Annotated in this window: 14 protein-coding genes; 7 read left to right on the plus strand and 7 right to left on the minus strand. The window is 37.2% G+C overall.

Translation table 11 applies throughout. The annotated features are described in order from the left end of the window. The first annotated feature begins 87 nt into the window (after positions 1-87). Together KAS42_06490 and KAS42_06495 are read left to right on the plus strand one after the other, a co-directional pair. Positions 88-828, plus strand: coding sequence for a type II secretion system protein (locus tag KAS42_06490; protein MCK4905867.1), 741 nt, complete (start codon positions 88-90; stop codon positions 826-828). A gap of 258 nt (positions 829-1,086) precedes the next feature. Beyond that, positions 1,087-1,383 carry a chromosomal protein MC1 gene (locus KAS42_06495; GenBank protein MCK4905868.1) on the plus strand — a complete coding sequence of 99 codons (297 nt, stop codon included), beginning with the start codon at positions 1,087-1,089 and terminating at the stop codon, positions 1,381-1,383. A 299-nt stretch (positions 1,384-1,682) separates the two neighbouring features. Here KAS42_06495 and KAS42_06500 read toward each other — a convergent pair whose 3' ends face one another. Next, on the minus strand, positions 1,683-1,973 hold the full coding sequence (locus KAS42_06500; protein ID MCK4905869.1) for a GIY-YIG nuclease family protein: 291 nt from the start codon (positions 1,971-1,973) through the stop codon (positions 1,683-1,685). Positions 1,974-2,368: 395 nt separating this feature from the next. Then, positions 2,369-2,848, minus strand: a complete 480-nt coding sequence (locus KAS42_06505; protein MCK4905870.1) for a hypothetical protein — start codon at positions 2,846-2,848, stop codon at positions 2,369-2,371. Positions 2,849-3,252: 404 nt separating this feature from the next. Between KAS42_06505 and KAS42_06510 the strand changes: the two genes are divergently transcribed. The 3 genes from KAS42_06510 to KAS42_06520 all read left to right on the plus strand — a co-directional run bounded on the left by KAS42_06510 (position 3,253) and on the right by KAS42_06520 (position 6,601). Then, positions 3,253-5,703 carry a leucine--tRNA ligase gene (locus KAS42_06510; protein MCK4905871.1) on the plus strand — a complete coding sequence of 817 codons (2,451 nt, stop codon included), beginning with the start codon at positions 3,253-3,255 and terminating at the stop codon, positions 5,701-5,703. A gap of 173 nt (positions 5,704-5,876) precedes the next feature. After that, positions 5,877-6,212, plus strand: coding sequence for a nucleotidyltransferase domain-containing protein (locus KAS42_06515; GenBank protein MCK4905872.1), 336 nt, complete (start codon positions 5,877-5,879; stop codon positions 6,210-6,212). Next, the gene (locus KAS42_06520) at positions 6,209-6,601 is read left to right on the plus strand and encodes a HEPN domain-containing protein (protein ID MCK4905873.1); all 393 of its coding nucleotides are present in this window, start codon (positions 6,209-6,211) and stop codon (positions 6,599-6,601) included. The genes KAS42_06515 and KAS42_06520 overlap by 4 nt, the downstream gene beginning before the upstream one ends. A 296-nt stretch (positions 6,602-6,897) precedes the next feature. On the opposite strand, the gene KAS42_06525 is transcribed toward KAS42_06520, so the two are convergent. Genes KAS42_06525 through KAS42_06545 form a run of 5 tightly spaced genes read right to left on the minus strand, consistent with a single transcriptional unit; the run spans position 6,898 to position 9,739 of the window. Next, positions 6,898-7,194, minus strand: a complete 297-nt coding sequence (locus KAS42_06525; protein ID MCK4905874.1) for a DUF3467 domain-containing protein — start codon at positions 7,192-7,194, stop codon at positions 6,898-6,900. Positions 7,195-7,208: 14 nt separating this feature from the next. Then, positions 7,209-7,733: a hypothetical protein gene (locus tag KAS42_06530; GenBank protein ID MCK4905875.1), complete on the minus strand. Its 525-nt coding sequence runs from the start codon at positions 7,731-7,733 to the stop codon at positions 7,209-7,211. Between the two features lie 55 nt (positions 7,734-7,788). Continuing rightward, entirely contained in the window at positions 7,789-9,036 is a 1,248-nt protein-coding gene (locus KAS42_06535) for an NAD(P)/FAD-dependent oxidoreductase (protein MCK4905876.1), read from the minus strand. After that, positions 9,036-9,599 (minus strand): hypothetical protein, encoded by a 564-nt coding sequence (locus KAS42_06540; protein ID MCK4905877.1) that lies wholly within the window; start codon positions 9,597-9,599, stop codon positions 9,036-9,038. The genes KAS42_06535 and KAS42_06540 overlap by 1 nt, the downstream gene beginning before the upstream one ends. After that, complete coding sequence (locus tag KAS42_06545) at positions 9,596-9,739, minus strand: hypothetical protein (GenBank protein ID MCK4905878.1); 144 nt, start codon at positions 9,737-9,739, stop codon at positions 9,596-9,598. Before KAS42_06545 ends, KAS42_06540 begins: the two co-directional genes overlap by 4 nt. Before the next feature lie 93 nt (positions 9,740-9,832). Between KAS42_06545 and rsmD the strand changes: the two genes are divergently transcribed. After that, positions 9,833-10,480, plus strand: coding sequence for a 16S rRNA (guanine(966)-N(2))-methyltransferase RsmD (gene rsmD, locus KAS42_06550; protein MCK4905879.1), 648 nt, complete (start codon positions 9,833-9,835; stop codon positions 10,478-10,480). A 276-nt stretch (positions 10,481-10,756) separates the two neighbouring features. After that, positions 10,757-12,164: O-antigen ligase family protein (locus KAS42_06555; protein ID MCK4905880.1), on the plus strand; the 1,408-nt coding region annotated here is incomplete at its 3' end.

Raw genomic sequence — 12,164 nt, forward strand, 5'->3', positions numbered from 1 at the left:
TCAGTAGGTAAAGAGGTCAAAAATGTTTAAGGTCTTTAGTCTTCGGTCTTTTGTCTTTAGTCTAAACAAGGGAGGTAAATAAACATGATGAGAAGAATAGGAAAAAGAGAAGGTTTTTCGCTCGGTTTCACCCTCATAGAGCTTTTGGTTGTTGTCGCTATAATCGGGATTTTGGCCGCTATGTTAATGCCAGCGCTTAGCAGAGCAAGAGAATCCGCAAGAAGAGGAGCTTGCAAAAGCAACCTCAAACAGATAGGCACCGGCTTAATGATGTATGCTGGCGACTGGGGTGAGAGGTTTCCTCAATATAGTACGGTGCGCCCTTACACCGCGAGAGCTTTTCGGATTCTGGTAAGTAAGGGTAGGTATACGACAGGTCCTATATTCCATTGTCCAAGTAACAGGATCGGAGTCAAGTCTGAGGACAACCACTTGACCCGTCCACGCTATAATGTTGTCAATAAACCTGAAATTTCATATGCGTATGCATGGGGTTTAAGTTCCCTGTCTGTGTACTCTTCTAATACACAGATACCAACTGCTTATAAGGGGAATATGCAATGTCTGGTAGTTGATAATGCAGGACAATACTCTTCTTTTGGGGTAGGGAGATGGTGGTACGACTTAACTAATCGCGCAGGTAGCTACTCCAACAACCACAACCATGGAGCGAGCGGTGTCAACGCGCTCATAATTGACGGTCATGTTGACTGGTGCACATGGGATGATGCCCTTCCTGCTGCTGAGAAGCAGGCGGCTGCAGCGAAGTATATTCCAAATTGTTATATTAGTGCTCTGAATAATACAGGTTTCTTGGCGAATCCGTAAATAATAAGATGCGTAAGATTTTTAAGACATTGGGCATTTCATTAGGAATTAGAAATTGGTAATTAGGAATTTGAGTAGGGTAGAGCAAAACATGTAGTTGCCGATTTATCGGCGAGGTTAAGAGCCCATACAAATGGACTATGTGTCATTGCGAGAAGCCGAAGGCGACGAAGCAATCTCGTTACTCATGTTTGAGATTGCCACGCCCTTACTGCGTTCAGGCTCGCAATGACAAAAACTAAACAAAGGAGGTTTAAAATGGCTGAAGCCAAAGTTTATTCTTTAAGGATAGGCAAGAAGGAAAAAAATGTTTTCAAGAGCAAAGGCGCACGCGGAGCGGCTTTGAAAGCGGCTACACGCGGATTGAAGGATAAAGACGGTCTTATAAAATTAAGAGAACACGGCAAGAAAAAAGACGGCCTTTACCGCATTCACGTTTTTAAAGGCTCAGTGGTAAAAGTTAAGAAACCCGATAATGCTCCCGACTGGATGCCTAATACGATTAACAAGCCAAAGGTAAGTAAAGTTCGTGTGGAAAAGCTAAAAGGAATATAAAAGAAACGATATTAAAAAGTTAAGGAGACAGTTTCTCAACAAAACTGTCTCCTTTTTCTTTTGTCATTCCTGTTCGTTGTTCCCCCTGTCATTCCTGCATGTAGTAAGCAGGAATCCATTTTCTTGTGAGCTGTCATTCCTGCATGTAGTAAGCAGGAATCCAATGATGTCCTTCTTTTCCCCAGGGGTAAACTCCTCTTTTTGTCATTCCCGCGAACGCGGGAATCTAAGAATACAAACTCTATCAGGAATCCATTCTTGCAAGCTGTCATTCCTGCGCAAGCAGGAATCCATTCCATTTATAGCAAAGCGTCATATAAATCTGCCCAAGTAGGATTGTCTTTCTCAATCAATTGTATTTTCCAAGTTCTTTTCCATTTTTTTATGCATTTTTCACGATGGATTGCACTATTTATATCTTCAGTGGTTTCAAAATACACTAAACGATGCACATTATACTTTTGGGTAAAACCTTCAACTAAATTATGTTTATGTCCATATACTCTCTTAATCAAATCATTCGTAACACCTATACACAATGTGCCGTTTTTCCTACTTGCCAGTATATATACAAAATATTGTTTATGCATTGTTTACCGAATATTTGCCGAAATGTATTTTTTTAGATTCCCGATAAAAGCTATTCGGGAATGACACACTTCGTCATAAATAGATTTGTCCCCAAGTGTTTCTATTGGGGATAAAAACCCCTCATTCCTGTATGTAGTAAGCAAAAATCCATCCTTGTAAGCTGTCATTCCTGCCCCTGTTCCCCGTTTTCACGAGGACAAGTTTCACAGGGGTAAACTCCCCTTTTTGTCATTCCCGCGAATGTTTACCCGCCAATCTTTAGTGGCAGGCGGGAATCTAAGAATACAAACTCCAGCAGGAATCCATCCTTGTGAGCTGTCATTCCTGCATGTAGTAAGCAGGAATCCATTTTTTTGTTATTGTTTTAATGCCTCGCCCTTTAGAAAGGATTTAATCAGTTGCCGAATATCAACGATATCCAATTCCCAAGATAATGAGTTATGAATATAACCAATGAAGCGATAAACAGATGTTCAAAAATTACTTTCCAAGTTTTTGCATTTTGTTCTCTGGCAATTTTGAAACTAAAAATGCCTAATATCGTCAATCCCCAAACTACACTTACGACGATTGCTACTGAAAGTTCCAATAACAAAACGGGAATAACAAATGTCAATGCAAAAATGAACTTTGTAATGAATGTGGAAATCGTCGATACCCATATCTGTTTGGTAGTGTGCTTGTTTTCGGACTCCTCGCTAATATGAATACCTAATGCGTCCGAGAAAGCGTCTGCCACGGCAATTATCAATATGCCGCCTATAACAGCTTGTTTTGAATGAGTGCCGGCATTCAATCCCACCATCAAACCGAGCGTCGTTATCGTCGCAGAAGTCAAGCCGAAACTAAAACCTGTTTTTATCGAATGATTCATGACATAATTATACTATAAAAAGTTGTTATTTGACTGTATATGCAAACGGCTTTATAATCGTCAAACTTAGACCTGAGACCGAAGAAATAAGATACATAGATATACAGTAGATATAAAGGGAAATAAATAGATATACATGGAGATAATAAAAATCAAAAAATAGAGATACAATAGATATATGTTGTTAAAGGATTGGAAACTAAAAAAAATTACATACTATAACTTTAAAAAACTAATGATAGCGACAACGTATTTCAATTTATTTCAACACATTTCCATATATTTCTAATTTTACTGTAGCTGCCGATTTATCGGCATATTAAACCAATTCATTGGCAAGCAGGCAAGCGTAAAGCGCTCCGATGTAACATCGGAGCCATTTACGGTTTACCAATTACGAAAATATGAATTATCCTTTTAAAGAAATAGAAAAAAAGTGGCAGAAATTTTGGGAAGATAACAATTCCTCTCAGGCACAAGATTTCTCCGAAAAACAAAAATTTTATATCTTAATCGAATTCCCATACCCTTCAGGAGACGGGCTTCATGTAGGTCATTGCAGAAGCTATTCCGCATTAGACACCATATCCCGCAAGAAAAGAATGAATGGATTTAATGTCCTATATCCCATAGGTTGGGATGCATTCGGTCTGCCTACGGAGAATTACGCAATAAAAAATGGTATACATCCCGAAGTCGCCACAGCGAAAAATATTGCAAACTTCAAAAAAAGTCTAAAAAGTTTAGGTATGTCTTTTGACTGGAGTAGGGAAGTAGATACTACCGACCCGAAATACTACAAATGGACACAATGGATATTTCTGCAACTGTTCAAAAAGGATATGGCTTATCAATCCGAAATACCGATTAACTGGTGTCCGTCCTGCAAAATCGGGCTTGCAAACGAAGAAGTAGTGCAAGGCAAGTGCGAAAGATGCGGAGCCGAAGTAGAACGCAGAGAACAGAAACAATGGATGTTGAAAATTACCAAATATGCAGACAGATTAATTGACGATTTAAAAGACCTTGATTATCTGGAAAAAATCAAACTTCAGCAGATTAATTGGATTGGCAAAAGTTTCGGCACGGAGATTGATTTTAAAATAGCTAATGCGGAAGATAAAATCAGCGTATTTACAACAAGAGCAGACACGCTTTTTGGTGTAACAGCAATCGTATTAGCGCCGGAACATCCTATCGTCACTTTGCTCCTCAAGGACAGAGGACAGAAGACAGAGGACAGAAGACAGAGGACAGAAATAAAAAACTACATTAAAGAATCCAAAACAAAAAGTGAATTTGAAAGAACAAAAATAGAAAAAGAAAAAACAGGCGTTTTCACCGGCTCTTATTGTATCCATCCTCTAACTAAAGAAAAGGTGCCTGTCTGGATAGGCGATTATGTAATTGCCACTTACGGCGGCGGCGCTGTAATGGTAGTCCCCGCGCACGATTACAGGGATTACGACTTTGCCAAGAAATATAAAATTGATGTTAAAGAAGTTGTATCGGCCTGCCCGCCAAATCTTGCTGGGCGGGGCGGAAATATATCAAAAGATGCGTTTGTTGATTACGGCACCTTAATCAATTCAGGCCATTTTGATGGACTCTCTTCAGAGGGAGCAATAGAAAAAATCACCGAATGGCTCAAAACAAAGAACTTAGGTCGCAAGATAATCCAGTATAAACTCCGCGACTGGATATTCTCACGTCAGCATTATTGGGGCGAACCGATACCCATAATTCACTGCGATAAATGTGGAATAGTGCCTGTTCCCGAAGGAGATTTACCCGTAAAACTCCCTTATGTTGAAAAATACGAGCCCACAGCGACAGGCGAATCGCCTTTGGCGGATATCAAAGAATGGGTTAATGTAAAATGCCCTAAATGCAAAGCAGATGCTAAGAGAGAAACAGACACAATGCCTAACTGGGCGGGCTCAAATTGGTACTTTATGCGCTATACCGATGCCAAAAACGACAAAGCTTTGGCAGACCCCAAAAAACTTAAATATTGGATGCCTGTGGACTGGTATAACGGCGGAATGGAACACACGACACTGCATTTGTTATATTCTCGCTTCATATACAAATTCCTATACGATATCGGTGTTGCTCCGACTTGCGAACCTTACCAAAAACGGACAGCTCACGGCATGGTCTTGGCTGAAGACGGAAGAAAAATGTCAAAGTCATTCGGCAATGTAATCAACCCCGACGACATCATCAAAACCTACGGCGCAGATACTTTAAGAATATACGAACTGTTTATGGGACCTTTTGATCAGGCAATCTCCTGGAATACGCATGGCGTAAAAGGCGTTTATAGATTTCTGGAACGATTATGGAATCTAACGCTTGAATGCGCAAAGAATGAAAAAAGCGATGATGAAGCAATACGCGAAATTCATAAACTAAACAAAAAAATCTGTGACGATTTGGACAAAGTAAAATTCAATACCCCAATCGCCGCATTTATGGAATTTATTAATTTCGGATATGCCAATAAAGAAAAATTAGGCAAAGATGTAATAAAACGAATGATTCTATTACTTGCTCCCTTTGCTCCGCATACCACAGAAGAATTGTGGGAAAGGGTAGGGGGAGAACCATCTGTATTCAACAACGCTTATCCTCAATACGACGAGAAACTTATCAAAGAAGAAACCGTTACCGTTATAGTTCAGATAAACGGAAAACTACGCGCAACACTGCAGGTTGACAGGAATATATCCGAAGAAAATTTGAAGAAATTAGCCCTTGCAGATCCGCACATTCAAAAACACACCGAAGGCAAACAAATCCGTAAAACGATAGTAGTAAAGGGGAAGTTAGTTAATTTTGTAGTTGGGTAACACCTTTAGTCATTGCCCTTCCTAATGCAGTCCCAAACTTATCTTCTGTCATTGCGAACGAACGTAGTGAGTGCGGCAATCTTGGAGATTGCTTTGCTTTTAGCTCGCAATGACAAATTAAAAGCTCTATCTCTCAATTCCCAAAAGAAACAAGTTAATGTATAATTAAAAATATGAGAGATTACCTAAATCAAAAAGAAAAGCTCGGATTAGATAAATTTTCCCAAGGATTAAGAGAATTATTAGGGAATAATTTAATTTCCCTTATCCTATTTGGTTCTAAGATAAAAGGTAATTATACTCAAGATTCGGATATTGACCTGCTTGTCGTAGTAAAGGAAAAAACTCCGCAGATAAGACACCAAATCCATAATATCCTTTTTAACATTGACCCTTATTATGAACTAAAAATTTCAGCTTTGTTATATTCGGAATTGGAATACAAGAAAAATGAAGAGTTAGAATCTCCTTTTATTGAGAATTTGAAAAAAGAAGGGGCTAAATTATGAAAAAGGATTTAGCTCTATATAGGATTAAGGATAGTCAAGACAAATTTGATTCAGCAAAAATACTTTTTGAAAAAGGGAAATATAAAGATTCTATTTCAAGGTCATACTATGCAATGTTTACAGCTGCAAGAGCTATTCTTGCTACAAAAGATTTAAACAGTGCAAAACATTCAGGAATTATATCTTTATTTAATCAGCACTTTGTAAAAACAGGTGTTGTAGGTAACGATATGGGCAAACTTTTGGCTGAAGCGAAGGATATACGAGAAGAAAGTGATTATGGGGATTTTATTATCGTTTCTGAAGAAGAAGCGAAAGGACAGATAAATAACAGTAAGAAATTTATACAAGAGATTAAACAAACACTTGAGAAAATTACCAGTAAGTAACCCCTTTTAAAATCAGCCATCCAAGACCCGCACATTCAAAAACATATCAAAGGCAAGGAAATTCTTGTTAATTTTGTGGTTGAGCAGTACCTTTAGTCATTGCCCTTCCTAATGCAGTCCCAAACTTATCTTCTGTCATTGCGAACGAAGTAAAGCAATCTCGTTTTTTGGATTGCTTCGTCATTGCATTCTCCGAAGAGTCCGTATACTCCGTCCTTTCGGAGTCATCGGATCTCGCAATGACAAATTTAAATCTCTAATCGGGGTTGTAAGTTAAAATTTATAACTGTATTTAATTACGCATGAAATCCCATTTTGCCTTTGGGTTCTTCTGATGCCTTAATAACACCGAATTTTGATTCGTATCTTGCAATATTATCCTGTAATGCCTTTATCATTCTTTTCATATGTCCGGGGCTTAATATTACTCTTGAGGTTACGGTTCCCGTTGGCGGGACGACCATCAAGAAATCCATAACGAATTCTTCTTTAGTATGCATAACTACCATATTATTTGAATATGTACCGCTTTGCATTTGCGGCGGACAAGTAACTTTTATTTCTTTCTTTTGTTCCGGCTGACCGTTTGCCATTTAAACCTCCTTTTTTATTTAGATTGGGGTTGTTTCGTAATTTTATTTATAAAATTTGCTACTACCTCGCTTTTCCAGATTATCAAAAAAGCTACAATAATCGTTAATATAGAACCTCCCATCTCTCGCCACCAGAAGTATTTGTAAGAATATTGTGAAGACCTCAATATCATAACAGCAAGCTGTGGAATAGCTTGTGCGACCGATGAAATCAAATAATATAGACCAAGAATTTGAATCCAAAAAGCTAATCTTCCATAACAAGGCATTGAATTTGTTTGCGGGGATTCTCTCTGTTCTGATTTACCGATAAGTATATTAAGCAATTTTTCCCGCTTGAAAAGGCAGAGAGCAGAAACTGCAAGAGGAATTAATAAATAAACCCACATCATAAATATATAAGCTCCATTTTTAGCAAACTGGCTTTCTTGCATAGAGAAAAGCTGAAATGTTGTGATTATCATATATTGAACAAAATACATTAAAAAATAAAGCCCGAAAATAATAAGCACAATATCAAGAACCTGTCTTTTATTCACAGTTTCCTCCTTTTTATTTGTCTTATTAAACCTCTTAACTCTTCGTAAGTCAATATTATACGAATTGTCCTGCCGCATATCCTGATGCCCAAGCCCAGTGTAAGTTGAATCCGCCAAGCTCACCTGTTACGTCTAAGACTTCGCCGATAAAATATAATCCATTTACTTTGTGTGATTCAAAAGTTTTTGACGAAATTTCTTTTGTATCAACTCCGCCTTTGGTTACCTCGGCTATTTTATAGCCTTCTGTGCCTGATGGAGTAATACGCCATTTATGAAAGGTTTCCGCAATCTGGGCTATTTCTTTTTGATTGTATTGGTTAACCCGCGTACCAGAACCAAACTGATGTTCGGTGCGGGGCACGGTAGGCTTATTTAATTTAAGGAATGTTAGAACAATACGTTTAGGTAAAAGTTCACTCATTAAGTTTTTCAATTCTGCTTTTGGTCTTTCTTTCTGCCATTTTTCTATCAGAACGGCTAAATTAAGGTCAGGCAGTAGATTGATAACAATCTCGTCTCCTTTGTTCCAATAGTTTGAAATTTGCAGTATTGCGGGACCGCTTAAACCTTTATGAGTGAAAAGGATTGATTCTTTGAAGGATTTCCTTGCCCTGCATCGTTCAGAAGTTTTATTAGTTCGAGACTGGTGCAGGGTTTCACAGGAAACAACAGTATCTAAGGAGATACCTGCCAAATCTATGAAGCGTTTATCATTGAGCGTAAAAGGAACTAAAGCGGGGTAGGTAGGGTTCACGTTTAATTCGAACTGTTTAGCTATATCATATCCAAAACCCGAAGCGCCCATTTCAGACATTGATAAACCGCCTGTTGCTATAACCAAGGATTCTGCAGTGTAATCCTCTGAATTGGTATTTATCAGGAAATGTTCTTGTTTTTGTATCTTTTCAATTTTACAGTTGGTTTTGATATCAACTTTGCCTATTTCGCATTCTTTTAATAATAGGCTTAAAATTTCTTTAGATTTGTTATCGCAAAAGAGTTGCCCTGATTTTTTCTCGTGATAGGCAATATTGTATTTTTCCAATAGTGAAATAAAAGAATTGGGGCTAAAACGGCTTAATGCGGATTTAGAAAATTTGGGATTGTTAGATAGGTAGTGCTCTGACTGTACCCAAAGGTTTGTAAAATTGCAGTGTCCGCCACCTGAAACAAGAATTTTACTACCTATTGCATCAGAATGGTCTAGAATAAGGACTTTTCGTCCTCTTTGTCCTGCAGTCAAGGCGCATACTAAGCCAGCTGCTCCTGCGCCGATTATAATGACTTGATAATGTTTCATTATTTCCTATCATAAACGTAATGAGCTGTTCGTGCGCCTTTAGCAGATTTAGATGAATAATTGATTGAAAGAGATTTTCCGTCTTCTGATAGTTCCCATATTTCAATAGTAGTTCTAATATCGTTTTTCGCAAAAAGAATCAGGCAAGATATTGTCATTTTTTTGCCATCAGGAGACCAACTTACAGCTGATTTTGTAGGCTTGCCGGATACTACACTATCTTTTATTTCGCCGTCTAATGTTAATTCTTCGGTGGTAATAACTTGTCCCTGATGACGACCAGGTGAAATTCTTTTGATGGTTATACTATTTTCTTCCTGCAGAATATATAGTTCTCCTTGGGCAGATGTTCTTTGTCCCTGAACCAAGGTTTTATCACTGTTTAAAGACCATTTTCCTAAAAAGTTTACCCCGCCCCTCGTAAAGATCTGTTCTTCAGTACGAGGAGCGGGGTTTGTTTTTGTATCTGCTGCACATGCAATGACAGAGACAAAGATGAAAACTGTTAAAATTAAAGCTGTTAAAACTCTCATATTATTTTTAATAGGAATTATATGATTCATTTGGATTTTCTTCTATCTTTGTTCGTTCTTCTGTCTTGGACTCTTCTGCGTTCTGAACATGGACATCTTGGACTGGCAGATTTTCTCTGTTCTGTTTCTCTTCTTCTATCTTTCCCGGAGCGCTGTTCTTCTTTTTTCATAAATCCCCCCTTTATATAGAAGCAGATTATCTTATGGCATAAAAAAAGTCAAACCTTTTTGACCAAAGACCATAGACTTTTAAAAGTCTAATTATGATAATTTTGAGGGAAAAGTGTAAAATTAGAACCAATATGAGAATATCAAGCGGTGAAAAGAAGGGGAGAGTGTTAAAGTGCGCCGAGCATTCGCCTTTATTGAGACCTATTACAGATAAAATCAAAAACGCTATTTTTTCCATATTATTCGATAGAGTAGTAGATGCCCAAGTTTTGGATATGTTTGCAGGAACGGGAATGTTCGGATTTGAAGCGCTTTCCCGGGGCGCGGAAAACGTTACATTCGTAGATAAAAGTCACAAAAACATCAAGCTAATCAGGGAAAATGCTAAAAAACTTCAACTTGATCAAAGAATAGCCGTCCTCAGCAGAGATTTTGAAGAAGCAATGGAATATATGGAAAAGATGAAAAAATCTTTTTCTATTGTATTTATAGACCCGCCTTATAATTCGGATTTTGCTTTTAAGACATTAACTCATGCTTCTTTTTCATCGTTAATTAAACCGGAGAGTTTGGTTATAGCAAGAGTTCATCACAAAACCAATTTGCCTGTTTCCATCGATAACCTGCCCGCTTCACAGCAGGCGGGTATGTCTGTTATAGACGAGAGAAAATATGGGGAGGCAAAAGTTTATTTTTATAAACTGACTAATGACAACAACAGCATAATAGATAAGAGGTAGATATACAAAAAATAGATATACGGTAGATATAAATGGATATACGGTAGAAATACAATAGATATATGTTGTTAAAGGATTGAAAACTGAAAAAAAATTACATACTATAACTTTAAAAAACTAATGATAGCGACAACGTATTTCGATTATATTTCTTTTCCATGTATCTCAATATATTTCCACCTTATTTCGACCTATATCAAGGTGTTATTTCCATGTATTTCAAAGTATATTTTTAAATAATGACATTTTATAACTACTTGAGTATAATTATCGAAAATGAAAAAATCTAAAAAAATAAAATCCGCAGGTGAGAATGCTGTTTACACTCCCCCCAATCTTTTTAACAACATTTATATCGCAATAATAATTCTTATTGCCTGTTCTACCGCGCTTGCAATGATGCCTCAAGCTTTTAATTATGTTCTGATTAAACTTGCGATTGCCCAATTTTTATTAATCATAATTTTTATCATATGGCTTTACAATACTCTTAAAGAAGGAGAAATTTTAATATACAAAGACCCGTCTTTTATTGCCCTGTTGTTTTTAACCGCATGGTTAATCTTGAATCTTTTAACTTCCAGTTTCATATATGCAAGTATAAGAGAATTCAGTCGGCTTTTGACTTGTTTTTTTCTATATTTTGTTGTTGTAAATCTGATAAATAGACGAAAAGATTTAATCGGCGTAGTGACCTGTATAATTGTAGTTTTTGCCGGGCTTTCTTTACACGGACTATTTGACTATTTTTATAATAAAAATCCTGTAATAATTTCCACATTCGGAAATCCAAACTTTTTTTCCGCATATTTGGTTACGATTTTGCCGGTTGTGATCTTATTGGGAATATATAATTTTTTCCGCAAAAACTTTTTCATTTCATCTTTATTGCTTATATTAACAATTATTGGGATTTACCTTGTGTATATCTTGGACTCACAAGGTGCCTGGTTAGCATTGACAGTTTCCATACTTTTCTCGCTAATTTTATTTAGAAGACAGATTTTTAAACCCAAATGGCGAACTCCAATCCTTACCGTAGTTCTTGCTTTATGCCTACTTGGAAGCCTGTGGTCAATCCAGAAACTACCGCAAATTAAAACACATCTTGAAAAGGAAATAGCAACAGGTACGGTGGGAATAAGGGTTAATATCTGGCATGGCACTTTAAAGATGATACCCGCCCGGCCGTTTTTGGGCTGGGGAATGGGAACTTTTATTATTGTATATCCGCAGTTTCGTATTCCTGAATATTTTTTAAATCCGCATTCTGTAAATGCAACTGACCACGCTCATAATGAAATTTTAGAGTTTGCAAGTGAAATAGGGCTCATAGGGCTTGGTCTTTTTCTATGGTTTTTAGTAATAATTTTCGCTAGAGCAGTGAGAACTTTTAACAGACAATCTTTAAACTTATTAAATATTATTCATGCAGGTTTAATTGCAGGGGCAATAGCGTTGTTTGTCCATAATCTTACATGTGTAAATTTGCGTCTTGAGGCTTCTGCTATTTATTTTTATCTTTTTCTCGGATTGATTTCCGCAGTATGTAAACTGTACGAGGATTCTTTGAAGGATAAAGATCCTCAAAATCAAGAAAATTATTCCCATAAGACATTTTCCAAAAACACAATTCTCTTATGGCTTATAATTCCCCTGGCTATATTGCTCGGACTTATTTACA

It is taken from the genome of bacterium, assembly GCA_023135785.1.
Lineage (GTDB): Bacteria > CAIJMQ01 > CAIJMQ01 > CAIJMQ01 > CAIJMQ01 > CAZNJA01.